A 26,599-nucleotide genomic window follows, 5' to 3' on the forward strand; every position below is an offset into this window, starting at 1 on the left:
AGAAACAGATTCCTGTTCTCTGCCTCGCAGGGCATCGCTAGCCGCCGCCGAGCCCTGCACCGCCACCACCGAATCCACCGGCACCTCCAGGCCCACCGAGACCGCCTGGACCACCAGGGCCATTCGGGTTAGCCGGCTTAACACGTGGGACGAGCGGAAGTGAGTTATCAACTTTGAGACTAACTGTATGGACGGTTTTGTTGCCCAGCCAGTCGGAAACTGTGACGACAATATCCTGTCGGCCGCTAGGAATGGTTGGATTCTTCTTCGCCTGCGACACTCGAATCGCTAGAACTCCTTCCTTTCCAAAATCAAAGGCATATGGCTTGCCGCCGATCGTCACACTGATCGATTTTCCGTCAACACCAGAGGTGTCATCATCGATCTGGAAGAGGAGCTCTTGACCAGTGGTTCCGGCAATAATCTCTCCGCTATTCGGCCAAATCGTCTTGACCACAGGCGACGTCAGATCAACGCCAAGTGTTTTATCGAACGCCAGCACACTACTGTCTCCAGCACTAACCAGCAACGTTGACCCCGCAAGCACAATTTGCGTAGCTATTGGGACAGTGACTACTGGAGCCGCACTCTGACTGGCGCCACCCGTTTGTCCGCCGCCAAGACCGGGACCGCTTTGTCCACCACCCAATCCTCCTGGTGACCCAGAACCGCCTGGAGGACCCCCGGCAGCACCCGAGTTCAGGGCGGCTTTTGCCGCTTCATTCATTGGTCGGACGTAGTACTGCCAGCTGACAGCTCCTGACTCAGCATCAATAATGGTGAACGACCCATTCGTCAACGCAAAAGCAATTTTTTTGCCCATGATTGTCGGCTTCGTCAGCGGAATAGAACCAAGCGCGATCGGTGCTTTTGACTTCAGCGCACCTCCGTCCGAGTAGACGTAAGCGTTACCAGATCTGGAGATGGCAACAATGGAGCCCGAACCCACTTCCGGCGAGAAAATCATCGGCTCTTTGACCGGCACCTGCCATTTGGGAGAACCCGAAGTCTCGTTGAGACAAACGAGAAAGTTCGCGGAGTAAGTGTAAACAAAGCCATTGCTGGCCTCGACCGTTCCATCGGTAGGGCGGATCGCAAATGGCACACTCCAGTTGGATCGGCGAGATGACACGTTGATAGAGTGAAGCTTGTTCCGGTTATCGAAGAACATCACCGAGTCGCGACCGTTGCCGGTGAGTGGCCCGGCGATTCCGTCGAGCGATCGATATGGGGTGTCGTAGATACTCAAGCCTGTGGAAGCATCGAGAGCAGTGAACGAACCACCCTCAAGCGGGAAAACGACATACTTCCCAAGACTGACCGGTTGACCGACGATGTTTGAAGGCGATTCATGGACCCACTTCATTTCACCGTTCGCGGGATTGACTCCATACACCTTTTTGTCTGTTCCTGCCGAGACAAGAACTCCACCGACAAGCACAGGTGAGCGTCGAAACGTTCCTTCAATCGCCTGAACGTTTGGGAACTTCCAGTTCGTGTTCCCGGATTCACGGTCGATTGAATAAACACGGTTCCCCAAGTTTAAGTAAATCGTGTTTCCGTCCACGAGCGGCGCACCAGTCGGTGCAGACGGCGATGGCTGCTGCCATCGCCAGGCCAGCGGGGCTGGCCCATCAAATTGAGCCATTGCTGCCGCAGAGACAAGCGTAAGCGTCGCGAGGACAAAACTTCGATTCCCAAGCATAGTAAGACGACTTCTCCTAGACCGCATTGCGACCTATGATGGACATTGTAGTCGTGTGAGGGCTACTTTGTCCAGCAAAAACCACAGCTATCGGTTGGACGTATCAAATAAACTTTGCGATACAAGCATTTTGAAAACCGTTATCCTGTGCTACCACAAGATTGGCACCGAGCCCGAGGAGGGTCGGTGGCTTAACTGTGCGCCCTCAACACTGACCTCCCACACTCAGTTCTTCAAGAGGTTTGGGTGGCCGGGCTTCCTACCTAGGGAGTTCGCGACCGGACGTCCACAAGGAGTCTGTTTCACGTTTGATGACGCGTATGCCTCGGCAGTGACTCATGCCCCAAGAATCCTCGAAGAGAGCGAGTTTCGAGGCGCATTCTACGCAGTCCCTTCCTTGGTGGGACAGACCTCCTCGTGGGATGGCGAAAAAGCAAGACCTTTGGCGACTTGGGGAGAGTTGCTGGACATCGCAGGTCGGGGACACGAGGTGGGGAACCACACGATGTGTCACCCCCGATTAGCGGATCTAGCTTTTGACGAGCAACTGCTCGAACTGAGGGAGGCTCAAGATTTGCTTCGAGAAAGGGGCATCGTTCCAGCATCGGCTTGCTACCCATACGGCTCTTTCAACACCGATACTCTCCGCGCGATGAAGTCCGTCGGACTATCGGTAGGGTTGCGACTCGCAAAGACTCCGGTTTACAACGAATCCACTTTGGAACTAAACAGAATCGTGGTTGCCTTCTCGGATTCACTTCCCAAGCTGCTCTACAAGATCTACATCCGTCCTTCGCTGCCCTAGACACCTTTGGCATTCTTAACGGCGTTTTTGACCCGTGAAATGAGCGCCGACTCATCGACACCGATTCGCTTCAAATAGACCGCAGCGCGTTCAACTTGGTCAAGTTGGGGGACTTTCCGGATCGTGCGTCCGGTTGTCTTGATATCGTTAAGCAGAAGCCAAAGGTTCAACCGGAAGCTCTGGGAGGCATAGGCCCTAAATCGCTTTTTGTCTTCGGGCTTGTCAGGTTCCCACTTCGCGATGTTCTCACTGGTTAGGAGGAAGGAGTACTGAAACTCAAAAGGCAACTTCCCGGACTTCTGTTCGGCCAGCTTTCTTGTGAGCATGAAAAGGGCATGCGCCGGGAGCTTAGCATCTTGGAGCAGGGTCAATACGAAGTAGTCGCCCCGGATCGTTTCCTTACTCGGTCCAGAATGGGTCAGCGAAGGGTCGAACATCCAACCGAGCCAGAACCAACTCAAACGAAGATCGCGCATCTGCTCGGAAGGGCTTGGGCCACCCGAATTCTCCGCGATGAGTTGCTCGCTCATTCCGAGGCTTTGGAAGTCCGCTTCGGCGTAAAGTCGACCAAAGTCGCCGACTTTCCACATCGGGTTGCCTTCGGGCATCCAGTGTTTCTTGAATTGTTGGTAGTAGCCGTAAGCAAGCAAGGAGCGATATTTGCTCTGCGCGAGGAGTTCAATTGGGGAGTTGGCGGGTCGGGCGGCGATCGCTCGATCATGATAGAAGTAGTCTTCCTCCGTGTTCAAGTTCACTGGCGAGCCGTCGGTCGCTGGCACGTCGGGAATCCAGTCGGCAATCGTGGCGTCCTTGAGGTTGTTAAATTTATCTCTGGATAGGAGATTGAGAACAAACGCGACTGGTTGATCGAACAGCGAGATCGCCAGAACACGTTTTTGGTAATCGAGGGCAGCTTCGATTGAATTGAGCTTGGTTCCGAGCACCCATTCGTCTCGAGTGATCATGCGAAGAAATTCGTTGTCATCGGCAGCAACTTCGTTGTCAAACTGGAATGGGATTGTAATGCCTTCGAAGGGAACAAAGGTGCGGAAACCCTTGTTTAAACGGTCAGCCTCATCATCCGCTAAGTGCCGTTTAGCCCTCCGCAACAATGATCCAGGACGTAGCACTCGAAGCTCGAATCCAGACGGCGAGTGACATGAAGCGCAATTGCGTCCTTCCGTATCACGAACAAACCACTCGGGCGGAAGAGCCTGAGTGGTTTGAATGGCGACAGCAGCGAGTATCGGGACGATCACTTTCCGACAGCGTACAACACAGCGTTGGCAATCGCGATGATCTTGCCGTCGGCAGCAACCGCAGTTGGGGTGTAGGCTTCACCGATTCCAGGGGTGAGCTGCAGTCGCTGACTGAACGTATTGTTTGGCAAGCTCCATCGGTAAAGAATGCCATCTTCTCCAGTAACAAGGATGCTTTGCTTTTGAACGTCAACCACCGCCGAGTTCACACACCACTCGCGAACTGCGTTCGGATACGTCTGGTTGTACTCCTCATCGGTGGTCGGGTTTAGGATCGATCTCACAACCTTCATGGTCATTTGCCCCGAGCGAGCGTCGATCTCCGCGTTCTGCGGGTCGATCACGGCCAGTCGGTTCAGACCCTGACCGCCTCCGACAGCGTAATTGTTGTACTTAACAAAGAGCAGGTAAGGGGAGCCACCGGTGTAATCAGGAATCATGAAGCTCGGCACAATCGAAGCCGTATCGTCCCAACCAAAAGCACCGGGAGTTTTCTTCACCGTAAGATCGCTGTTGAAGTGCAGCAACCATCCTCGGTAGCCATTGTGAGGGAAGGGATTCTCAAGAACGCCGACGTAGACGTCGCCGTCTGTTCCGATGGTAGGCGACGCCGTTCCGGAGCTGTCGATCGCGGCATCATTGCCAGTCTTGGGATCTTTAAGAGCCACTCGGCCCGTTACCGAATAGGTGTTCAAATCAGCTTTGACGAGCATTCCACGGCCGAAATTGGCCGTGTGTACGGTGATGTAGAACGAAGAGCCATCTGCCGTAATTGCAGGAGCGCAGTTGGTCTTGACCTGGGCCACTGCACTATCGCCCGAAAGAGCGGCTGCCGAAACCCAGGAGCCAACTCCATCGGAGCGGACCCGCGCCACTCCGCTTGAAAGGTTTGCAGCGTTGGTTCCCAGCACCACAAAGCCGAAGAGAACTGAACCGTCTGGACACGCCGTGAGGGGTGTGCAGATCTTGACATTGCTCCGCATATTGGAGGTGTTGGCGTCAAAGATCGCATCACCATAGAAGGCTCTTGTCGTTACCGTGGCACTTTTTGAGTGAGCAGATCGGAAGGACACTCGCCCACCTCCAGCCTGATAGGCAACGCCGGGATCAAAAATGTTGGCTCTCCGCGTCAGGAGAGTCGGAGACATGCTGGGAAGCCAACCCGACGGTGGAAGCGAATAATCTGTATCCGCTGTCCATACTGCTTCACCATTGAACGCATTGAACGCCCTGACTTTAAATCCATCGGTCAGATTCTGCTTTACCGGGGTGATGAGAATGTTGCCCCGAGTGACCACCGGAACGCCATAGTGAGTTAGCAAGCTATTGCCGGAGTATCGAGGGACAAGGTCCACTGGCGTCGACCAGTGTTTCTTCACGATGTCCTGGGACGCCATGAAGCTAATCCCGGAGTGCTGAGGGTCGCCACTGTGGCCAGCCCAGACGTTGTTACCTCGCAACTGCGCCGACAAACCCGATCCCGCTAGAACGGCCGTAAGAGCCAAAGAACCAAACATTGGACGCAGTTTAGTCCTTTATCTCCAGCATTGCAAGCGATGCGATTACTAGTCTTCGCCAAAAACTTGCCACTCGTGAATTCCGCTTGCGAAGCCGGGCTTCTGCGTGAGCGTTAGCCGAAGGGCAGTGGTGGTGACAGGCGCAAACTGCACATCGTTCCAAACATCCAGCGCAGTGCCATACCTCTCACCGGCATTAAGCTTAATTTCGATCCAAGTTCCTCCGATTAGTGCTTCGACCTTCCAGTCAGCCGGAATTCGGCATGCTCCTCGGCCCGTATCGTCGAACCAAAACACGCGCATGTTAGCGACCTTGGTCGGTTTCGCGAAGTCGTAGCGAACCCACTCTTTCCCTCCGAGATGGCTCCAGAAGTGTAGCTGCTTGGGAGAGTTCGGATTGCTGGTTGGGGGGATGTAGCCATCATTAACTCCTTCGGGCTGGGAGATCGAATTTGCGTAGCTGACAGAAACCTTTGCGCCTGTTTCCAACCCTCTCAAAGGGGTAGGGACGGGGTTTGGAGAGAGCCAGACACGCATATCTCCCGGCTTACGATTGTCCCAAAGGAAGTAGGGAATCGCCTTTAACTTCACCTTTTGTGGCAATCCCATCGACTGAAAGAGCCTTCCCGACCAAGAGCCTTCGCTCAAGAAGTAGCCGTCACCTTCAAGGACCGTCGTGGCGTTGAACAGTGTGGTGTCCACCACTGGAACGAACTCAGAATTCGCCGGGACGCCGACTCGGTCCATATCAAACGGATTGTCCACCCCTTCCAAGCAGTACACCAGCGGTCCGCGCTTGAGGGCAAACATTCCGGCGGTGTCTTTGACGGAAGGATGCGAGACGATCTTTCTCACAGGCATCGGGATTTCCAGCTCAACAACATCGCCCTCCTTCCAGGTTCGGCGGATGTTTGCGAATCCGTCTTTGAGGTTCGGCTTCATCGCCGCCTTGTTTACGGAAAGATTGGTGAAAGCCCCCCACCCAGGTTGGCGTAGAGCGAGGCCAAACGTGCGAGTAGAGCCCGGATGCACCGTCATCCGCACTTTGCCATCCCAAGGATAGTTGGTTTTGACATCGAGCTTCACGTCGCTACCGGCGACTTTTGCCGTGACGTTTCCGCCGACAAACAGCAGCACAAAGAGCTGATCTTCCTTCGTCCCGTAACTGAGCCCACCGATTTGCCCGACGAGGCGAGCGAGGTTGGGAGGACAACAGGCGCAACCAAACCAGTCTTGCCGATGATGCCCGCCCGTGCTTGCCAGAGGGTTAACGTAGTAATACTTGTCTCCGCTCATGCTGATACCGGCCAGCGCGCCGTTGTAGATTGCCTGCTCCATGACATCGGCGTACTTGCTCTGACCGTTTAAAAGCGCGAGGCGATAATTCCAAAGGGCGTTTGCGATGCTTGCACAGGACTCTTGGTATGCCGAATGGGTCGGCAAGTCGTAATCGACTGTGAAACCCTCGTTAGAACCGGATGGTCCAATGCCTCCGGTGATAAACATTCGCTTGAGAGCCGTTGACTTCCACACCCTTTCCAGCATGGCTTTGAGATCTTGGTCGTGAGTTTCGTGAGCGAGGTCAGTCACGCCGCTGAACAAGTAGGCGGCACGAACGGCGTGCCCGACGATGCTCGAATGCTCTCGGATCGGGACATTGTCACTCCAATAAGTTCCGTCGTAGTCCTTCTCAGGCGTCTTGTGTTCGGTAGCGAAGAAATGGGTTCCTCGCTTCTCAATAAAGAACTGAGCAAGGCGGAAGTAGCGCTGTTCTCCGGTAGCTCGCCAGAGTTTCATCAACGCCAGTTCGGCCTCGGGGTGGCCGGGATATCCCATCTTCTTGCCTTCGCCGAATCTTGCTTCGATATGATCAGCGAGCTTCGTAGCTATTTTCAAGAGATTCGTTTTGCCTGTCGCCTCGTAGTGAGCCGAGGCCGCCTCGAAGAGGTGTCCCGCGCAGTAGAGTTCATGATCGTCGCGCAGATTGGTCCATTTCTTGTCCGGCTTATCTAACTGATAGGCGGTATCGAGATAACCGTCAGGGAGCTGGGCTCGACCAATGAGATTGATCCACTGATCGACTTCTTGGTCGAGCCAGGCAACCCGATTCTTTCCTAAGACGTAGCTCGCCGCCTCCAGCACTTTGTAGACATCTGAGTCATTGAAGACATAACCAACGTAGCCGCCGGTTTGCCGAGCTGCCGCACGCTCAAAATTCTGCCTGTACTTCTTTGCGACCAACTGATCGAGCTGTTGGCGCATCGTGACGGCTCCGAGGGTCCTTTGTCGGGGCGCCCAGAACTGGTCGGTAATATTGACGTTTTTCCAACTGACTGGCTGAATCTGGCTCATGGCCGCAGTAGCAACCAAGCTGAGCAGGAAACTTGAACAAAGACGCATCTTATTCGCGATTATGCATCGTCGTCGCCGAGCATTGCGCCGTAGAACCAAATCGGGTCTATAGTTGATAGGACGATGTTGTTGTTTGCATGGATTGTTTTTGGCGCGAATCTCAAGGGTCCGGTGTCAACGCCGTACCGTAGCACCGAAAAACTAATGGCGCGCTCAATCGTGGGTGCAAAATCCTCGGCGGTTGCCTATGAGCCAATCGATTTCGACATCACCACGACGGCGACGTTTGAGAATCCGTTCGACTCCCAAGATGTCTCCGTCAAAGTCACTGTTGAACAGCCAGACGGAACCTCTTTCGAAGTTCCGGGCTATTTCTCTATGGACTGCGAACGCAAGCTAGAGGGCGATAAGGAAGTTGTTACGAAGACCGGAAAGTCGGTATGGAAAGCTCGAATCAGCTTTCTGAAGCCGGGCAAAAATGTGGTCGCGGCCATTGTGCGTGATCGAAGTGGCACCTCCCTGACCGACACATTCACCGTCGACGTATCGCCGGGTGACTTGGAGGGCTTTGTCAAAAAGTCCGAACGAGATCATCGCTTCTTTGAGACTTCAAACGGTGTCAGTTTCTTCCCGATTGGCTCAAATGTCTGCTGGGCAGGGCCGAAGGGCACATACGACTTCGACACCTGGATTCCGAAGTACGGCGAGCAGGGTGCGAACTTCATGCGGGTCTGGCTCGCTCCCGGATTTTTCACGTTTGGACTGGAACAGAAAGGTTCAAGTCGCGATGGAAAAGGTCTTGGCGTTTACTCACTCGAGGGGCTTTGGCGTCTGGACTACGTCGTTGCTCTCGCTCGGAAGAACGGTCTTCGCGTTAAGTTTTGTGTCGAGTCTTTTAACGTGCTCCGCGAAAAGGACGGCTACAACGCTTTTGAAGAAGGGCCCCATACAATTGCGAACGGTGGGATTTTGCACACACCCGCCGAGTTTTGGGATAACGCCGAAATGGATCGGATTTTCCTTAACAAGATGCGCTATCTGATCGCACGCTATTCCGCTGACCCCACGGTCTTCGCCTGGGAGTTGTGGAACGAAGTTGACCTCACAACCGGCTTTCCCGCAGATAAGGTGAAGGAGTGGCACCAACGAATCGCTCGCGAGATTCGCAAGATGGACCCGTACAAGCATCTCATCACGACCAGCTTCGCTGATTCGATGGGGACCAAGGAGATCGACATGCTGGATGAAATTGACTTCATACAGACTCACAACTATTCGTCTCCCGATGTAATCAGCCAGGTGGCAAACCAGCAGTCGCGCAAAGGAAGCTGGGGCAAACCCCACTACATTGGCGAGATTGGCGCGGATTGGGCGGGGCCCAGGGCCGAAGAAGACCCGCTTGGCTTGCAGATTCACGACCCACTTTGGATCAGCACTGCGATGGGTTCGTCGGGGGCTGCGATGCCGTGGTGGTGGGACAACTTGATCGAACCCAAAAACACTTACGGCCTGTTCGGAGCGGTCGCACGGTTCGTCAAAGGTGTCGATTGGGCTGGCGAAGACTTCCGACAAACTCAGCCAAAAATTGAGTGGCAAATCAAGCCGAACCCGCTGCCAAGGAGAGATTTGAGCGTGGCTGCGAACCCGCCGGAGTGGGCGGAGTCGGCGTATAACAAGCCCCGTTCGGTCAAAGTCTCTGAGACCGGAGCGTCCGGCCAAATTCCGATTGCAGGGATTGCCCATGGAAAAGTGAACCACCCAACTTGGCACAATCCGGTGTCGTTCACAACCCAATTTACACGTCCGACGACCCTTGAGGTGGTTGTCGATAGCGTATCAGGATATGGCGGCGCGAAGCTTGCCATTGAACTGAACGGAGCGCCCTATCTCACCCGCGACTTTCCGCAGATCGATCCCAAAAAGAACGACACGATTCACAAATACGACGGCGTCTACGCGGTGACGATTCCTGCCGGAAAGCACCAAGTTGTCGTGAAGAACATCGGGGCCGATTGGATGACGTATTCGATTCGGTTTAAGGATGCTCTGGTTCGCTCCAACCCACCCTTAGTGAGTTGGGCTACGGTGGGTAACACTGTGGCTCTGGCGTGGGCAAGGGTCGAAGATCGCGCGTGGCGTCGAGTCATCGTCTTGAAAGAGCCGATTCCTCCTGCACCTCCGACTCAGTTTTCACTGAGTGGTTTAGCAAGCGGAAATTGGAAAGTCGAGCTATGGGACACCTGGAAGGGTGAAGTTTTGCGAACGGAAACTGTTAAGGTTGGGATTGACGGAAACCTAAAATGTGGACTGCCTCAGATCGAGACAGATATTGCACTGAAGGCGGTCAAGCAGTGACGCTTCCGCTGGAGAAATTCGATTTCATCGTCATCGGTAGCGGTCTCGCGGGACTTAGTTTCGCAGCCTCGGTCGCCGCACAAGGTCGTGTTGCCGTTCTGACGAAAGCGGAAATCTCGGACTCCAACACGCAGTGGGCGCAGGGCGGAATCGCCGCCGCAGTCGGCGAAGCTGATAAGTGGGAGTTTCATGAGCGCGACACGATGGTTGCAGGCGGCGGAATAAACGATCCAGCTGCAGTCCGCTACCTTGTGCAACACGCGGCAGAATCGATTGATTGGCTGCTCTCTTTAGGAGCAAACTTCGACCGAGCTGACGGTGAACTCTCGCTCGGGATGGAAGGTGGGCATAGCCAGCACCGAATCGTCAAGCACGCCGATAGAACAGGCTGGGAAGTCGAACGGACGGTGGTGCAAGCCGTGCGATCAAATCCAGCGATCACCGTGTTTGAAAAATCGTTTGTGACGCAGCTACTCGTGGAAGGTGGTCGTTGTATCGGAGCAGTCGCCGAAGTCGATCTTTTGGGGACACGAGCTTTTGGAGCTAAAGCAGTATTGCTCGCTACAGGTGGATGTGGCCGAATGTACCAACACACCACGAACCCTCGGGTAGCAACCGGGGACGGAATTGGCTTAGCTCACGACGCCGGTGCCGTCATTTCGGAAATGGAATTCATGCAATTCCACCCAACCACGCTGTATCATAACCAGCTTCGGAGCTTCTTGATCACCGAGGCGGTTCGGGGAGCGGGCGGAACTCTTAGGAACCATAACGGACGTCGCTTCATGTACGACTACGACGAGCGGCTCGAACTCTCTCCACGCGATGTTGTAGCGCGCGCAATCGAGGCGGAGATGAAAAAGCTAGAGACTTGGTGCGTCTACCTCGATACTACTCATCTTTCGCCGACGCTACTGAGGCACGAGTTCCCGACAATATGGGAGAAGCTTGAGTCGATCGACATCCAGATGGATCGAGATTGGATTCCGGTAGTTCCGGCTCAGCACTATTCGTGTGGTGGAGTTCGAACCGGTATCGAGGGCCGGACATCGATTCCTGGACTTTTCGCGGCGGGTGAAGTTGCCCGGACAGGGGTACACGGGGCAAATCGGCTTGCTAGCAACTCACTCCTGGAGGCGATGGTCTTTGCCCGTTCCGCTTCTGTCGCGGCCCTGGGAGAAGAGCCGGAGCTGCCCGATCAGACAGAAATCCGGAAAACTAAGTGCGTGCCGGAAGCAGACGCCGTTCGGCTCCGCCGGTTGCTCCAACATCAGATGACCAAAGGAGCGGGAATCGTCAAAACTAATGTGGGTCTTGTCGAAACTCTCGACTTGATTTCAAAGCTTGAGCGCGAGTACGAGCGGCTCCCCGAAGCTCCTTTTTCTCCTTACTCGCTCGAGACGAGGAACTTGATGCTTGCCGCTCGATACGTTGTGCAGGGGGCGATCGATCGCCATACAAACGTGGGTTTGCACTATAATTCAGATTTGATTACTGCCTGATTTCGGTGTAACGCGGGGGCAGGGCCGTCAGAGGAACAGGATCGGCAAAGCTTGGGAGGGCCACTACGGCAGAGCACTGACCGGACGCTTGTGCCTCGTACCGCAAGCCCAGTGATCCAACTCCGGGGTTGATGAAGAGCCCTGCGATGTTTCGTTTAGAGCTGATTTGGATTTGGTAGGGCAAAGTCAAATTGATTTCCTCAATTTTCTTTTTCTCTCCTTCCCAACACAGCTCATATCCCGGATTCAGAGGATTGAGCCACACCGGAGCTTCGCTAAACACTCGGAGTTCCGAAAACCAATTTGCGACGATTGGGTCTACCCTTCCTTCCGTGGTGTGTGAAAAGAGTCCCTTTCGAATTGCCTGCAGCGGCTCAATGAATTGGGGCATCGCCCGAATCTGTCCCTGTCGTCGGAGCCAGATTTCCTTCCCTTTGTCCGCGCTCAGGGCTGCCTCCATAAGCGCCGCCTTCAAACGGAGTTCGGGATTTGTGGCAAAAGCACCTGCCACTCCCGCGATTGCCAATATGCGACGTTGATCATCGTGGTTGATCCCCAACGAGCCTGTGTAGGGGTCCTGGCGCCAACTGAGGCTGATGAATTGTGGGTCTTCTGCCGGACTCTCCGGCTCTCCAACGTTCGAGGACTGCGTGAGCAGGCTGTGGACGGCTGCGGCCAACATCCCATCACCTTTCTCGTTGTAGAAGACGTTCAGCTTTGTATTTGGCTCACTCACTGGCGAGCTTGCTTCGTAGTAGTCGGCTAACAGCTTTTTGACCAAAGGGCCCACGGATCGCGAGCGATTTGCTAGTGTATTTGCCAGGGCAACCGAAACGAGGTCCGTCGGATTCTTCCATGTTGGCTCGGGATTTTCGAACGGAAGCAACTCTCCTAAGCTCAGGCCTCGACCGTTGGGAATTCGCCGGATAGGAAAGCGCACTCGGAGTTGGGGTTCGGCAGAGACCAGTACAGGCTCTCCGTTGATCCGGGACGGATACACCGTGAATAGGCTTTGGATTCTGATCGGATAGCTTCCGAATTGGGCAAAGAACAACACGTTTGGAAGAATCGTCTTCTGCCTCGGGAGTTGCCACGTCACGTCGAGACCGAGCGAGTCCTCTTCTATTGTCGGTTCCGGCAAATCGGTCAGCGGTCCGTACCAGAGTAGCTCTTGCTGCACACATCTCTCGGAGAGTCTTCCTACGGCGCGTGCAGTTGTTGCCTGGTAGGGTTCGGTTCCGAAGGGCAACGAGACTCGGACCCAACCTTTGAACTTTGGGTCGGACTTGATTGTCCAAGAACCCAACTCGCCCGTGACTTTGAGGCCAGTCTTATCCTCAGGAAATCCAAAGACGAGGGCGGGTTGACGATCCTGGAAGGATAGTGCGACCCAGTCGGCATCTGGCGTAGGCACGCCATTTCCTGCAGATCCCTCTTTCCAGGTGAGAAAGGGTGATGCGCTGGAATTTACCTGCAATTCGATCCCTTGAGCGAAGTACATGCTGAAGCCGAAGTCAGCTAGGTCAAACCGAAGCTTTGACGGTTTACCTACGCCGCCCTCAGTAAGAGCCACGACTCGATTTGGATTGACCAAAACTCTGTTGAGAGTCTTTAGCGGCGTTGCGAAGCGAATTTGGTCGGAACCAGAGGATTTGGACCTGAATCCCTGGTCGCTGAACACGAAACCGGGGATCTCGGGATAGCGAGTGTAGCCAAATCTTCCGAACCCCTGTTGAGCTGACGCGCTACCGAAGACCGTTAAGCACAACAAAACCGATACGGTTAGTCTCTTTAGAGTATGCGAGACCGAAAAACGGCTTATCCTTGGCGATTCTGTATGCAAGTATGAGATTGTAGTCCACGAATGTGTCGGTTGAGAACTTGTTCATTCGATAATTGAAACTCGTCTTCCAAAGGTCTGCTAGCAGATAGTCTGCTTGGCCGTTCAGGAACAGATTGTCGACATCGAGCGTTTTTGTCGTGTTAAGGCTCAATGCGAGTTTGCCTTTTTCAAACCATAAGTAGTTGGAGAGTTGTTGTTGACCAACAGATTGGTCTGAACTTTGATTTCTTGAGAAGTTGTAAATCCAAGTAGAGCTGAATGCGTTCCCAAGCGACTTCCGATAGGAAAGTTCTCCGACGGTGTTCAGTGTGTTTCCACTTGAGCCTACGAACTGTTCGAGGGTGAAGCCCGCTGACAAAGATGTGCGAGTGTTCACCTGCAATTGATCTGTTGTAATACGCATTCTAGGCGCGAATCCAGATAGGACGCTTTTGCCCGTCTCACGCTCTGCTTCGCTGTAGAGAGCACTAAATCCAGGGTAGAGGCTGATTGGTGCGCCTTTTAGTCTCACGGGGTTGGTTTCGCCGATCAGCGAATAGTCTTGTTGATTATTCTTTACGCCTCTTAGCGAGCGGTTCTGAGTGGAGTTGAGGGTGAACTGGAACTCACGTTGCTGCTGACTCAACGACACGTTTCCCAAGAGACTGTTGAACTGAGGCGAACCAATGGTGAAGTTTGCTGATGTGTTGGGATTGAGCCTCAGAGTCTGGCGGAGGTCAACTTGATAGTCGTCACGGCCAACACCGCTAATTGTCATGCCTCCGACGGAGTTGTCACGGCGATTCCAGTTTGATTCGTAGTCGAAGAAGACACCGCGGTTGACGTTGATGCCACTTCCGTACGATTGCCCCGTTCTGAATCTGACCGCAGAGCTGCTTTGTCTTCCTAAGTTAAGGAAAAAGGGGTAGTTCACGCCGAATTGGTTGTCGGTGATCGTGAAATACTGCTGCATGGGGTACTGGCCCTGGAATCCCCCTGCTGAGAACGACATCAGCCCCTGTGACCATATTTTGTCCTCACCCTGGTAGACCTTAACGTCTTGGAACTGGAGCTCTCGTCGCATGACATAGCTGAATCGAGTTGCGGTCAGGTAGCCGGTTTGGAGGTCGTTGGGATCTTCTAGCTTGAGTTCTTCCTGGGTGGCGGCGATGTTAGATTTTCTCGTTTTCTTAAATGTAAAGGTCTCTGGAGGAATGGGAACCGTGATTGGCTTGACCCCGAGTGGCGTGATATCGACAACTGCGACTCGCTGCCTTGGCTTGAGCTTGCCAAAGTCTTCGCCTTCTCCGGCGCCCGAGAGACTGAACAAACCATGAGTGTAAGTGAGGGTCGCTTTCGGTGTGTACTCAATGACAGTAACGCCGTATCCCCTCCCCGACCTTGTGTCCATAAAGAATTCGGAGAAGGTGTACGTTTTCTTATTGACGCTGAGTGTCGCGTTTTTCGCTCGAAGCTCGCCAGAATCAAGTAAGTATTGGATATCGTCACATTTGAACGCCGTTTCCCGGAATACTCCGGTGACGTTCTGTTTCGATCCAGCCCCGGTTAACGTCCGGGTCTCCAAGTGGTATTCAAATCGGCTTGGTACATTGATGCTGATGTAATCACTTGCGGTAGCCAACTTGTCTTTGCTCGAAACAAAGAGGACTTCGAGCGTTGATGGGTTGCTCTGGTTGTTCAGCTCTGTTGCGGTGATTTTTGCAACGCCGGGGATGTTGCCGGCGGTTAGGATCGCCTGTCCTCTTCCTCCAGAGATGGTGACTACTTGTTCGCGGAAGGAGCCCAGGGTTGTGTTGAGGAGAATCTTCGTTCCGTCAGGAACTACGGAACCATCGTTGTTCCGAGCTTCGATAGAGATGTTGACCTGGGAACGCCCATCAGCGACGATCTCATAAGGATAGGACTGCAATCGGATGTTAATTGCTGCGCTCGAGCACGCGGCGGTGACCAGGAGAGCGAGAAGGGCAAGCGGCTTGCTTCTGGACATTCAGGTAATTGTAATAGAAAAGAGCCAAATCCGGACAGATTTGGCTCTTTTTGTTTTGCTTATTTTATCGGCTGATGACGATCGGAACGATCTTGCGAACTCGCTCGCCGTCTTGTCCTTCAGCGACGATCTCTGCCCGGTAGGTGCCAGGAGGCTGAGCTCGGTTTGCTTGGTCCATAAGGTTCCAAACTACCTCGTTCTGTCCGGCTTTGTCGGCACGCCCTCGGCTGATCGTCATGACCTCTGAACCGTTGGCTTTGAGGATTCTGACCGTCGTTGTCGCATCTGCAGCGAGGCTGTAGGTCAGTCGAATCGAGGCGTCTCCACCAGTGCTTCGACTGTTTCGAGTGACCACGACGTTTCCGATCACAGCTCGGCTAACGGCTCCTGTTTCCACTTGAATCTTGAATTCTCGTGTGCTGGCACTGGTTGCGTCGAATCGGTATCCGGAGACCTTTCGAAGGTCACGGGTTTCTCCGGTAGCGGTGTCTACCAGGCGCACTCGAATGTTCTTCGGAATGGTGCTCAGGTTCGGCCAGGTGACCGTTACCGGTCCTGCGTCCTTTGCGAACACCGAGACCTTGAACTCCTGTCGCCCTGCCTTGTCAGAGAGAGACTGTGCAAGCCGAGTAGCTTGTCCATTGACCTCTTTCTCGACAGCCATACTGATCGCCCCATCAATCGGTGCGATCGGCGGCTCTTCAATCACGTTGTTCTTCGCAACGGTCGCTGATCCGGCGAGACCGATGTAGTTGAAATCGTCCGCAGAAGCGTTGGTTCGAGCCGCGAGTTGCAGCCGCCATTGCTTATCAGACTGTGTCCAAGTTGGCTCGTTGCTCTTTCGTGCGAACGGTGTGAAGACGGCTGGGTAGCGAATCACAACATTTTGGGCCGAGTACACGTAGATCCAGTAGCCTCGCTGAGGCTCCATTGAGTCAGATGACTTCTGGATAAACTTGTAAGTAGCGGTGTCTTGATCCCAGTAAGCGAGTGAACCGGAAACAAGACCCTGCTGCACGAGTTCAGCGAACGTGAACGCTCCAGACGAGTTCGAAGCGGCGGATCCAACGATTTGGCCCAACTGAATCGATGTCTGATAAGGATTACCTACCAAGTTCCAACCTGGCTGCAGAGTGATCAGCGGAGCTCCACCAGAACCATCTGGACGAGGCGCTCCGTCGCTAGGCGCACTAGGCGAACCGCCAAGTGTAATCGCTTGCTCTTGATTGACGATCAGCCATTGACCCTTACCTCGATCCGGACCAGACGATATGATGTAACGCCGCTGAGCTGGTTCGTAGCTGAAAGCGCGGAAGTCTGCGTCTGGGGCTAGACCGAGAATAGTTTCCCAGGTCGGAGTGGAGAACGTCCACGGTGACGTCACCAGGTTCGCATTTTGCCTCAACTGCATCCTGGGCTGAGAAACGATTTTGATCTGACCAGTAATGGTTTTGACAGGGCCTGGCGTCGGTGTTACCCGCACCTGGTAAGTCAGGTCTCCTGCAGCAAAGTCATCAACTCGCACTTGGAAGTCGATTGGAACCATTCTTCGGGCGTCGATTCTAGCGATGGTTCTCGTCGAACCGCCAACTGCGGTCAAACCGGTAGGGAGAAGTAACTCGACTCGTACGTCTTGCAGTGGCAATTCCTTGTCGATTGTAGAGAATCCACGATTGTTATCCACCCAGACTCGAACGGGGAACGGGTTGTTTTCGAATGCGTTGGAGTTTGCAGGATCAAGGTTGACGACCTTCGGAGGGTCAACGACTACCGAGTACGGCTTGCCATACTGTGCATCACTCCAGGTGCTGCGGTAGAAGGCTACAACCTTTCTGGATCCACCGACCGCCAAGTTTTGCGGAGCCCATGTCTGGATGAACGCTGGGCTGTCAGACATCAACACGTCTGAAATTGGCTCTTGGAAGATGACATCAGGGAACGCATCTACACCGTCTGCGGCGGGAGTACCGAGAGTCGTACCGAGAAGGAAGAGTGGCTGTCCGAGTACAAAGCCATCGGTCGGCGTCTGGCTTGCGGATGGATCTGCTGAATCAGTGGTCGCATCTGAAGCTGCATTATCAACTCTCAAGCCATATGCTTGAGTGCGCGAGAATCCAAAATTGACTTCACTTGGATAACCCGATGGGTCTAACAATCGGTTCCATCGTCGTTCAGTTCTAGGAGGCTTGATTCCGGGAATCGTAATGTAATACTCCGGTGTAGGCACTGCTGGGGTGGGTGGCGCTGAGATCAATCCCAATACTTGTCCAAAACGCATACCAACGGTATGCGAGTTAGCAGCATCAACATTTGCTAGGGTCCAGTCAAGGCGAGCTGCGTCCCCGACGAGGTCAGCCCTCAGGTCTATTTGAACATTTCCGTTCGTCGTCCGCGCATAAAAATATGTATCTGATTCGCCTTCAAACGTCGTCGAAAATCCGTTTGCACCGAACCTCGAACTTACGCCATCTTGTTGTATGGTCGCGTAGCCCATTCGTCCGAAGACAGCACTTCCAAGATGCTGGAAGCCGAAGGTGATTGACATCAGGTTATCCAGAGCGGTTCGAACCGTTCCTTCTGGCCCGATACCGAAACCGATTCGACCCGCCAGGTTTCCGTTAACAGCATTAGCAAAGCAACCGCCGTCATCATCTGCCGCCCAGTTACTGTTGCCGGATATACCCATCGACACTTCAAACAATGGATTGTCGAGGTTTTGGCCACCCGCATCGTCGGAGTATCGATTGGTCATCGGAGGAGGCGGACAAACGTCCGTCCAGTCGGCATAAACCGAGGACACACCTGCTGTGCCTAGAAGAAAAGCTGAGAAAAAGCGACTGTTGCGAAACTTGCTCATGTTGGCCTAGTTCGTTTAGAAAACGTTCCTGGGGGGATTGTTCCCCCCAGGGAGAGGGATTTTTTAGTTAGTTGGAGGAGGTGGTGGCGCACCAGGTCTGGTCAGCTGATTAACAACACTGAAGATGTATCTCTTCTGGGTGAAGTCATCTGGCACCGGACCAGGATTGTCCAACACGTTCCTTGCGCCCATTCTCCAGTGGAGAGTTGTCGCTGTGAGGATGCTCGATGGAAGACTGGTGTCGTTCAGGTCAATTGCCTGAGTCGCCAGAGTTCCGGTATCTCTTCGCTGGAATACAGTGCGCTGCACATACGTGTTCGGAGCAAAGTTTGGCGTGCTTGAGATCTGGATCACATACTCAACAGTGATGTCGTAGAGCGGATTTGCGACGCTCAAGAACGTGAACTGCTGAGGATTCTGCAACGTCGCGTTCGACGCCGGAGCTACGAGGCCCGGACGATTGAGCGGAGTTGCATACCCGTTCGAGGTTGTTCTTGGTGACAAGAAGAAGCATGAACCATTTCCTCCACCTGTTGCACCACCAGTGGTTGCAGCTGTTGACGATGTCGTCGAACCAGTGGTACCCGTGGTACCTGTCGTCGCCGTGGTACCTGTCGTACCAGTTGTTCCAGTCGTTCCAGTTGTTGCTGTACCACCTGTCGTGACTCCACCAGCGGTCTGCCCGCCAGCAGTTTGACCGCCGCCACCTCCAGACGAACCGCCTGGCAGGTCGCTTTGAGCCATCGAGAACACAAGCGATACTGCGTACTGATATGGGCGACCTGGAATTACTCCCGATAGATTTGTCGCAGTGGTTGTCGAGTTACCTACGCAAGTGCTGAAGTCCGGAGGGCTTGTCAGCGTCGAGTAAGTTACTGTCGCAACTGGCGACGTGTTGTCGAGAGCTTGCGTGTTTCCGCCAATTGCAATTCGAACCGGAACGTCAAAGAAGTCGTTTCGGAAGATTTGCCAGAACTGTCGCATCTGATTGCCTTTCGCGAATGCGTTTGGCATCCAAGAGATCTTCACAGATGGACCATTGGTTGGATCCGAATAAGCTTCTGCAGTCACATCTTGGAGAACTTCTCCTCCACGACCACCTGAGCCACCTACAAGGAAAGCAACCAATCCGAGCACCAATAGAGTGGTTATCAGATTGCTGCTCACACCTTTTGATTTTGGCCGGGCGACTGACGGAGTTCCGTCAACGTTCCACTTCGGAGTGATGTCGGGGACTTGGAAGATGGCACGAACCTTATCTCCTGGCTGATGTCCCTTAAAGCTTCGCTTGATGCGAACATAAGACTTGTCTGCACTGAGGTCAAAGACAACACCGGTCGCCACTTGCTCTCGCCCCCGCGAGATGATGACTTCCTGGCCGTCCTTGAATCCAGTTCGCGAACCCTGATTCATCAAAGCGATGTCTGGACCAGTGTTCAAAATCGTTCCCGTTGGGAGCGATTGCTGATTGATCTTATCAACTGCGAGGCTGGCAGCCTGCGCAATCGCGTCATTGATCAATGATTCGTCACTTGCGTCCTGACCCCGAACGGTGGAGAACGCAGCGACTGCGGCACCGTTGACTGGCTCCTGAGCAGCGACATCATACGCCACAACCTTCATCGAAATGCGAGCTTGCTTACCAGCCGCGCTCTTGTCAACTCGATAGTCAACGAGCGTGCCGCTGACAATCGTTCCGACCTTGAGCTCTCGACCGACCGCCATCAAGTTAGTTCGATCTGCCAAAGGTTGGGTGAGACCAATTCCTTCAGCAACTCGAGCAACCGTTTCTTGCGGCTGAACATCGTACTTGCCAGTCTTACTCAAGCTGTTTGCAACCGCTTTGGCTGCTTCGGCACCGTAGACAGACTTTCCTTTCTTATCGACGAAGTCGGCGACGGCCCAGCTTGGAAGTTGCTTGATTTGAGCAACACTCCTCGTGGCTAGTCCGAGCGCGACGTACGGCACCATAAGTGCCGTGATTACGACGTGACTGAGCACCTTGCCGGGCAGAGATGCAATGAAACGCCTCATTTTGACGTGTCCTCCATAGTTGAACTGAACATGTGGTTTGATCGCATATTGGTTCCGTTGTCAGTATAAGCCGAAACTGCTTGGACTTGTAACATCTCCAACCGAATCAACCTTAATCCCTCTTTAAGTTTCCCGTTCGAGTCACGCGCACAATTGCCCATTCCTCGTACAGGTCGGTGGAGTATAGCACGATCACTCGCTCGAAACAACAAGAGGAAAGCCGTAACTTTTCACCTCTTTTTTCAATTGCTCAGCGGTCTCGGCAATTGAAAGGTCTGTGTTGAATACGCAGTCGGCAAATGCCAGCCTGGCTTCAGACTCAAATTGAACCTGAAACATCTGATTACTAGGTTCTTTAATACCTCGTTCGGCGAGCCTTGATAGCTTTGTTTCAGTGCTGCATTTTGCTACCCAAATCGCATCGAATTGCGACTGCAGGCAGGTCTCGATCAGCAGTGGAATCTCAATAAAAGTTGCGCTCTGCTGCAATACCAGAGCCATGATTTGCGGGTGGAGTAGCAAATTGACTTCTCGCCGCAAGGAATCATCAGAAGCGATCATAGACCTCAGTAACAGCGGTGACACTTCTCCTTCGATGCCCAGGAGAATCGAAAGGTCCTGCTGAACGGACGGATCAAAGAAGATGTCGCGGGCTGCAGCGTCTGCGCTCACGCACTCAAAGCCCATTCCTGCCAATAGTTTTAGAAGTGTGGACTTCCCTTCGGCAATTCCCCCGGTGACCGCTATTCGCATTGTTTTTGACTATAGCCCAAAACAAAACGGGGAGCTAATCGCTCCCCGTTTCTTAACTTCTGATGGCGAATTACTCGCCAGATTCTGCTGATTCCTCTCCGGACTTGAGAAGACCCTTGAGCATTCCCAGACGCTCACCGATGGTTGCACCGCCGGTCGCGATTCCTCGTCGGGAATCGTCGTCTCCGCCGCCGCGCCCGCCGCGCCCGCCGCCTCTTGGACCGCCAGGACCACCGCTGGTCCGTGGCTTTCGATACTCTTCGTCCATGCCTGCGCCAGGGCGAAGTTCGCCACCGCCGCCGAGGGCTCGCATTGAAAGAACCATTCGCCTCTCGTCAGCCCGAAGATCAATGACCTGAACTTCCACTTCTTGGTTGTCTTCAACAACGTCCTGTGGTCGCTTCAGACGCCGATAGCTCATCTCGCTAAGAGGAAGGAATGCCTCTGCACCCTCTTCGAGCTTGACAAAAGCGCCACTCGTGACAAGACGACCAACATTGACCTTTAAGGTCTGGCCGATCTTGTAGTTCTGCTTGATAAGCTGCCAAGGATCCGGAAGGACCTGTCGGTGCCCGAGAGAAATCTTGCCAACGCCCTGGTCAAGTCGAAGAACCATGACTTTAATGTCCTGCCCTTCCTTGAACATCTCTTTCGGGTGGCTAATGCGCGCCCAGCTCATTTCTGAGATGTGCAGCAGACCATCAACTCCGCCAAGATCGACAAACGCGCCGTAGTCAGCAAGTCGTCGAACGGTTCCGTCAAGGATGTCGCCAACCTTAATGTTCTTGAAGACTTCTTCCTTAGCAGCACCCTTGGTCTCTTCCTCAGCCAGTCGGTTCGAAAGAACAACTTTCTTTCGCTCTCGCTCGAGCTCGATGACCTTGAGCTTCATCGGCTGGCCGACATACTTGTCGATGTTTCGAAGCTTGCCGTTCCCAACGTGAGTTGCCGGAACGAAGCCTCGAACGCCAATATCGACCACTAGACCACCTTTGACTCGGTCAATAACCGGAGCCTCGATCGTGGTGCCTTCTTCGTGAGCCTGGATGATCTTGGCCCACTGCTCTTCAAACACAGCTCGCTTTCTCGAAACAGTTGGGTTTCCGTCCGAACCGGTTGGGTTCAGAACGACAACCAGGAGCTTGTCATCAACATTGACATGGCCGATTGCGGATGAAAGGCTCTGCTCAGCAAGCTCAGCGAGAGGAATCACACCCTCCGCTTTGGTGCCAAGGTTAACAAAAACTCGGTCGTTATCAACTTGGATAACGGTTGCTTCAATGAGATCCCCTTTACTTAGTCGCTTGTAGGTCGTATCGCCAGCAGCTTCCGACTCGCCCGAATCGAGCGCGTTCATGTATTGCTCGAACAGGTCAGCGTCGTTCTTTGTCGTCACACCTTCAGCAGCTGGAGCGGCTTCTGCGACAACGGCAGGAGCGGCGACAGGTGCAGGTACTTCAGCAACAGCTGCAGCTTCAACAACGGGCTCTGCAGGAGCAACTGCCTCAATGGCAGGCTCAACAACTTCGGCAACAGCTGGTTCAGCTTCGGTAGGGGCGACTTCGGCAGTCGCGGGCTCAGTCAGGGACGCTTCAACAACGGCATCCACCGGGGCAGTTGCCTCGGCTTCAGCGGCTGGCGTCAAATTCTCATCGACAGTCATGGGTTTCTCAGAAATGTGCGCAGGACGCACAGACTAAGAATATACCCCACAGGTTCCAGGGAAGTTAGCTATTTAGCCCCATTCCAAGGTTTGACTGCCGGGTAAAGTTCCCCGTATCGAGCAAAAGCAACCGAGTAATCTGTCCCGCTCGGCGAAATCTCTTCGTTGATCTTAATAATTTCTTTACATGATGTCTGCACGTCTGGCCAGACGCCAATCCCGACTCCGGCGAGAATTGCCGCTCCCATTGCAGGTCCCTCGTCCACGGCAAGTCGGACGCATGGCGCATCGAAGCAGTCGGCCAGCATTTGGACCCAAAAGTTACTTTTACTCCCTCCGCTGGTCACCCTGATTTCGGTTGCACTTGCGCCGAGCCCTTTCAGCAAATTGAACGCCCCCAAGAGGCCGAAGCTGAGGCCCTCGAAGACCGCCCGATCGAAGTCGGCACGGGTGCTTTCGAGCCCAAATCCCGCAAAATGAGCTCTGGCAGCTGGGTCGATGTGAGGACAACGCTCGCCCGTTAGATAAGGCAAAAAGGTCAGCCCCGAGCCAGGTCGTGAAGTCGACGCGCTTGCGGCGATTTCGTCGTAGCTCCGTCCTCCGCCAAGCGTGTCTCGATACCATCGCAAGGCTCCGCCACAGCTGAGCATCACACCCATTGCGTGCCAACCTCGGTTCGCATGGCAAAAAGTATGCGCAGCGCCGCTCTGGTCGTGATCGCTGGAAGGCAGGCTCGTGAAGACAACCCCGCTCGTCCCCAAGCTGACCGAAATGATTCCTGGTTCAACTGCGCCTGTCCCTACTGCCGCCGCTGCTTGATCTCCGCCACCGCCAACGACAGGAATTCCCGCATTCAGGCTAGCCAATTGAATTGTCTCACCCGTGACTTCGTCCGACTCATACACCTTTGGAAACAGGCCTAGATCGACTCCGAGAGCGTCGGCAACTGGCTGCGACCACTTACGGTTCTTGACATCGAAAATTCCCGTGCCGCTCGCATCACTCACCTCCGTGGCGTACGCTCCCGTTAGCTTGAACCGGATGTAGTCCTTGGGTAATAAAACTTGGTGGGTTTGCTGGTAGTTCTCCGGCTCGTGATTCCTCAGCCAGAGCAGTTTGGGAAGTTGGAACCCGGTCAGCGCAGGATTACAGGTGAGTTCCTTGAGATGCTCACTACCGACAGTTGCTTCGATTTGCTCACATTCGGCAACAGTTCGCTGGTCATTCCACAGTAGTGCCGGTCGGACTACTTTTCCATTTGCATCGAGGAATACAGAGCCGTGCATCTGTCCGGTGACTCCGATTGCGTCCGGTTGTTTCTCGTCAATCTCGGCTAAGCACTTTTCAACTCCGACCCACCAGTCATCTGGATTCTGTTCCGTCCAGCCTGGCTTGGGAACGCTGATCGGATATTCGGCGGAGGCTTGGTTGAGAATGTTTCCCTTTTCGTCAATGAGGAGCACTTTGCAACCTGATGTGCCGATATCGATTCCGAGGAGCTTTGCCATAGGGCAACGAGCATATACTTTTGGAAGTGCGACGCGCTGTCATTGATGTTGGTTCCAACTCGGTTTTGCTTCTGGTTTGCGAGTTCATCGATGGCTCCTGGAGTCCCGTTGTTGACGACACTGCCATCACGGCTCTTGGCGAAGGCACGAAGAAGACTGGCGTTTTGTCGGAGCGCGGCATGACCGAGACTCTTGGAGCCCTGGCTCGCTTTTGGACTACCGCACTCGAAGCTGGAGCGGAGAGTATTGTTGCGGGAGCGACGATGGCGGCGAGAATCGCTTCGAATTCTGCAGAATTTCTTGAGCGAGCCGCCGGACAAGGGACACCGGTCAAGATTTTGTCGGGCGAACAAGAGGCTCAACTGGGCTTTGAGGCGGTCGTGAACGACCCAGCTTTCACTGACTACCAAAGAATCTCGATCATCGATCCAGGCGGGCAGAGTACCGAAATGGTCACGGCATCTCGCACAGATGATGGCTGGACCGTCGATTTTCGCCGCAGCTACCCGATCGGGACGCTGGGGCTAAAGTCAACCAATTTTCCGGGCGAGCAAGTCGACGGTTTATCTTTGCTTCGAGCGTCGGGAGCAATCGATGACCTGATCGGAGTTTGCTACCGGCCCGGACAATGTGGAGAGGTAGTCGTTCTCGGCGCTGCAGGAACAAATCTGGTTTCGGTACGAGATCAACTGACGACTTGGCAGCCAGATGTGGTTCACGGTTCAACCTTGCAGTACGAAGAGATCAGCAAGGCCGTTGGATGGATGATGCCAATGAACGACTCGGATCGCCGAGCGATTCCTGGCCTGGAAAAGGGTCGAGAAAACACGATCCATGTAGGAGCCTTTATTTTGGAACGCTTCCTTTTCGCTCTGCGAGCCGAGGCTTGCCGCGTGAGCGTGCGGGGTTGGCGACATGCGCTACTAGCTAATTCAGATGCGTTCCCGCTATAAATAAGTCATGGAGAATCCGAACTGGCGACAAGTGCTCGCGAGCATTTTGGGCATCTCCGTTCTCGGCGTTATCGGCTACCTTGGCGGCGCGAGGGCGAAGACCACACCGAATCCCGCCCCTAATCAGAAGCTCCAAAGCTTTGTGGGCTCCGCACCGTCGACCCAGGCAACCCCTCAACCCGAGGCCAAGGGCGCCGAGCCGAAAGAAGCCAAAAAAATTGTTCTTGATATCGGCGGCGCGATCTCAAAGCCGGGAGTCTATTGGCTGTATGAAGGTGCACGGTTGGACGAACTAGTTGTCCTCGCGGGCGGTTTGTTGCCAACTGCGGATCGAGAGAGAATCAACCTGGCTCAGCCGCTCAAAGACGGTTCGAAGGTGTCGATCCCATTCAGGCAGCTCCCCTCCAGTCAGAACTCGACGGCCGCGCCGATGCCATCCGCTCCAGAGGGCCCAGATTCTTCGCCTAACGAACCCGAACTACCGGCTCAGCCAAGGGTTGTCAACATTAACCAAGCCACGGTGGCTGAGCTTGAGGCATTGCCGGCAATCGGGCACGAGCTCGCAGGCAGGATCGTGACTTATCGCGAGGGAATTGGCGGGTTCAAGTCCATCGAGGAAGTGAAGCAGGTCCGAGGCATTGGCGAAAAGTTGTTCGAGAAGATCAGGCCCTTTTTGACGCTATGAAAGTCCTCGCCGTCCCGAATTGGAGCTTTTTTGATCCTGAATTGTGCGACCGAGCACTTGGCCAGTTTTTACCAGAACTGACCGTTCACTACGTTCAAGGTGACGTTGATCACCAGCGGACAGTGACCGCATTCTCTGGCCCAGCCCCTGAAGTTTTTCGGCAGATGGACGAACTCTGCAGGCTATTTCTCGACTACATCGACCTCGGTAAAGGCGGCGTCCACCCCTTTTCTGGAGCACTCGACGTTGCTCCCTTCGTGCTTCTGGATGGATCTGAGTCAAAGCTGATTGGCGAAGTTAAGGAGTGGGCAAAGGAGTTCTCGGGCACTTGGTCGATTCCTGTCCACATGTACGAAAAGGCAGCTTTGCCAGGTGCAGAGTCGCGCTTGCCAGTACTGCGCGGCCAGTTGGGACCGGTTACGAAGCCTTTTGATTTTGGAACCGCTTCACACTCATGGTGGGGGTATTCGGTCATCGGAGCGCGCGAATTCTTGCTCGCCGTCAACTTTAACTTTGGAGCGCCTGACTTGACGAGGGTTCGAGAATTGGCGAAAGAGATTCGCCGAATTCGCGAAAGTGGCGAAGCAGAATGGGCTGGTGTCCGTGTTTTAGCATTCCACCTTCAAAAACAAGAGATTGCTCAGCTAAGCTTCAATCTCACCCAACCAAATCGTACAAGCATTGATTACATTCATTCGTGGGTGAGTGACCAAATCGCCTCAAACTTTGAAACCGAATTGATTGGAGTGATCCGGGATGTTGATCTACCGAATTCGACCTGCCTTGTCCCTGAACCAAGTCAGATTGTGCCAACCTTATAG

Annotated in this window: 17 protein-coding genes; 6 read left to right on the top strand and 11 right to left on the bottom strand. The window is 54.0% G+C overall.

Annotation, left to right across the window (positions count from 1 at the left end; translation table 11 throughout):
• Positions 1 to 37 precede the first annotated feature (37 nt).
• A complete protein-coding gene (locus tag WCK51_01045) occupies positions 38 to 1,705 on the bottom strand; it encodes a PQQ-binding-like beta-propeller repeat protein (protein MEI7575451.1) in 1,668 nt (555 codons plus the stop codon).
• A gap of 130 nt (positions 1,706 to 1,835) precedes the next feature.
• Between WCK51_01045 and WCK51_01050 the strand changes: the two genes are divergently transcribed.
• Positions 1,836 to 2,510: a polysaccharide deacetylase family protein gene (locus WCK51_01050; GenBank protein ID MEI7575452.1), complete on the top strand. Its 675-nt coding sequence runs from the start codon at positions 1,836 to 1,838 to the stop codon at positions 2,508 to 2,510.
• Here the strand turns inward: WCK51_01050 and WCK51_01055 are convergent.
• The 3 genes from WCK51_01055 to WCK51_01065 are packed head-to-tail and all read right to left on the bottom strand — an operon-like array spanning position 2,507 to position 7,686.
• Entirely contained in the window at positions 2,507 to 3,769 is a 1,263-nt protein-coding gene (locus WCK51_01055; GenBank protein MEI7575453.1) for a hypothetical protein, read from the bottom strand. The two genes, WCK51_01050 and WCK51_01055, sit on opposite strands and share 4 nt — an antisense overlap.
• Positions 3,766 to 5,286, bottom strand: coding sequence for a hypothetical protein (locus tag WCK51_01060; GenBank protein MEI7575454.1), 1,521 nt, complete (start codon positions 5,284 to 5,286; stop codon positions 3,766 to 3,768). Before WCK51_01060 ends, WCK51_01055 begins: the two co-directional genes overlap by 4 nt.
• A 48-nt stretch (positions 5,287 to 5,334) precedes the next feature.
• A complete protein-coding gene (locus WCK51_01065) occupies positions 5,335 to 7,686 on the bottom strand; it encodes a beta-L-arabinofuranosidase domain-containing protein (GenBank protein MEI7575455.1) in 2,352 nt (783 codons plus the stop codon).
• 156 nt (positions 7,687 to 7,842) lie between these two features.
• On the opposite strand from WCK51_01065, the gene WCK51_01070 reads away from it, so the two are divergent.
• Positions 7,843 to 9,993 (top strand): cellulase family glycosylhydrolase, encoded by a 2,151-nt coding sequence (locus tag WCK51_01070; GenBank protein MEI7575456.1) that lies wholly within the window; start codon positions 7,843 to 7,845, stop codon positions 9,991 to 9,993.
• Positions 9,939 to 11,495 (top strand): L-aspartate oxidase, encoded by a 1,557-nt coding sequence (gene nadB, locus WCK51_01075; GenBank protein MEI7575457.1) that lies wholly within the window; start codon positions 9,939 to 9,941, stop codon positions 11,493 to 11,495. The genes WCK51_01070 and nadB overlap by 55 nt, the downstream gene beginning before the upstream one ends.
• On the opposite strand, the gene WCK51_01080 is transcribed toward nadB, so the two are convergent.
• The 7 genes from WCK51_01080 to xylB all read right to left on the bottom strand — a co-directional run bounded on the left by WCK51_01080 (position 11,485) and on the right by xylB (position 24,140).
• Entirely contained in the window at positions 11,485 to 13,068 is a 1,584-nt protein-coding gene (locus WCK51_01080) for a hypothetical protein (protein ID MEI7575458.1), read from the bottom strand. The two genes, nadB and WCK51_01080, sit on opposite strands and share 11 nt — an antisense overlap.
• A 172-nt stretch (positions 13,069 to 13,240) precedes the next feature.
• Positions 13,241 to 15,325, bottom strand: a complete 2,085-nt coding sequence (locus WCK51_01085) for a hypothetical protein (GenBank protein MEI7575459.1) — start codon at positions 15,323 to 15,325, stop codon at positions 13,241 to 13,243.
• A gap of 64 nt (positions 15,326 to 15,389) precedes the next feature.
• Positions 15,390 to 18,182, bottom strand: a complete 2,793-nt coding sequence (locus WCK51_01090) for a FlgD immunoglobulin-like domain containing protein (protein MEI7575460.1) — start codon at positions 18,180 to 18,182, stop codon at positions 15,390 to 15,392.
• 63 nt (positions 18,183 to 18,245) lie between these two features.
• Complete coding sequence (locus WCK51_01095) at positions 18,246 to 20,216, bottom strand: hypothetical protein (GenBank protein ID MEI7575461.1); 1,971 nt, start codon at positions 20,214 to 20,216, stop codon at positions 18,246 to 18,248.
• Positions 20,217 to 20,408: 192 nt separating this feature from the next.
• Positions 20,409 to 20,969, bottom strand: a complete 561-nt coding sequence (gene coaE / locus WCK51_01100) for a dephospho-CoA kinase (protein MEI7575462.1) — start codon at positions 20,967 to 20,969, stop codon at positions 20,409 to 20,411.
• A gap of 70 nt (positions 20,970 to 21,039) precedes the next feature.
• Positions 21,040 to 22,662, bottom strand: coding sequence for a S1 RNA-binding domain-containing protein (locus WCK51_01105; GenBank protein MEI7575463.1), 1,623 nt, complete (start codon positions 22,660 to 22,662; stop codon positions 21,040 to 21,042).
• Positions 22,663 to 22,700: 38 nt separating this feature from the next.
• Positions 22,701 to 24,140: a xylulokinase gene (xylB, locus tag WCK51_01110; GenBank protein ID MEI7575464.1), complete on the bottom strand. Its 1,440-nt coding sequence runs from the start codon at positions 24,138 to 24,140 to the stop codon at positions 22,701 to 22,703.
• Positions 24,141 to 24,166: 26 nt separating this feature from the next.
• Here xylB and WCK51_01115 point away from each other — a divergent pair, with 26 nt between their 5' ends.
• The 3 genes from WCK51_01115 to WCK51_01125 are packed head-to-tail and all read left to right on the top strand — an operon-like array spanning position 24,167 to position 26,599.
• Positions 24,167 to 25,093, top strand: a complete 927-nt coding sequence (locus WCK51_01115) for a hypothetical protein (GenBank protein MEI7575465.1) — start codon at positions 24,167 to 24,169, stop codon at positions 25,091 to 25,093.
• 7 nt (positions 25,094 to 25,100) lie between these two features.
• Positions 25,101 to 25,778 carry a ComEA family DNA-binding protein gene (locus WCK51_01120; GenBank protein ID MEI7575466.1) on the top strand — a complete coding sequence of 226 codons (678 nt, stop codon included), beginning with the start codon at positions 25,101 to 25,103 and terminating at the stop codon, positions 25,776 to 25,778.
• Positions 25,775 to 26,599: a hypothetical protein gene (locus WCK51_01125; protein ID MEI7575467.1), complete on the top strand. Its 825-nt coding sequence runs from the start codon at positions 25,775 to 25,777 to the stop codon at positions 26,597 to 26,599. Before WCK51_01120 ends, WCK51_01125 begins: the two co-directional genes overlap by 4 nt.

This window comes from Armatimonadota bacterium, from assembly GCA_037138755.1.
Lineage (GTDB): Bacteria > Armatimonadota > Fimbriimonadia > Fimbriimonadales > Fimbriimonadaceae > Fimbriimonas.

Excerpts from the sequence above, each read along its gene's own strand:
- WCK51_01045 (MEI7575451.1), bottom strand. The coding sequence starts at position 1,705 with ATGCTTGGGAATCGAAGTTTTGTCCTCGCGACGCTTACGCTTGTCTCT.
- WCK51_01060 (MEI7575454.1), bottom strand. The coding sequence starts at position 5,286 with ATGTTTGGTTCTTTGGCTCTTACGGCCGTTCTAGCGGGATCGGGTTTG.
- WCK51_01065 (MEI7575455.1), bottom strand. The coding sequence starts at position 7,686 with ATGCGTCTTTGTTCAAGTTTCCTGCTCAGCTTGGTTGCTACTGCGGCC.
- WCK51_01070 (MEI7575456.1), top strand. The coding sequence starts at position 7,843 with ATGGCGCGCTCAATCGTGGGTGCAAAATCCTCGGCGGTTGCCTATGAG.
- nadB (MEI7575457.1), top strand. The coding sequence starts at position 9,939 with ATGTGGACTGCCTCAGATCGAGACAGATATTGCACTGAAGGCGGTCAA.
- WCK51_01085 (MEI7575459.1), bottom strand. The coding sequence starts at position 15,325 with ATGTCCAGAAGCAAGCCGCTTGCCCTTCTCGCTCTCCTGGTCACCGCC.
- WCK51_01090 (MEI7575460.1), bottom strand. The coding sequence starts at position 18,182 with ATGAGCAAGTTTCGCAACAGTCGCTTTTTCTCAGCTTTTCTTCTAGGC.
- WCK51_01095 (MEI7575461.1), bottom strand. The coding sequence starts at position 20,216 with ATGAGGCGTTTCATTGCATCTCTGCCCGGCAAGGTGCTCAGTCACGTC.
- coaE (MEI7575462.1), bottom strand. The coding sequence starts at position 20,969 with ATGCGAATAGCGGTCACCGGGGGAATTGCCGAAGGGAAGTCCACACTT.
- xylB (MEI7575464.1), bottom strand. The coding sequence starts at position 24,140 with ATGGCAAAGCTCCTCGGAATCGATATCGGCACATCAGGTTGCAAAGTG.
- WCK51_01120 (MEI7575466.1), top strand. The coding sequence starts at position 25,101 with ATGGAGAATCCGAACTGGCGACAAGTGCTCGCGAGCATTTTGGGCATC.
- WCK51_01125 (MEI7575467.1), top strand. The coding sequence starts at position 25,775 with ATGAAAGTCCTCGCCGTCCCGAATTGGAGCTTTTTTGATCCTGAATTG.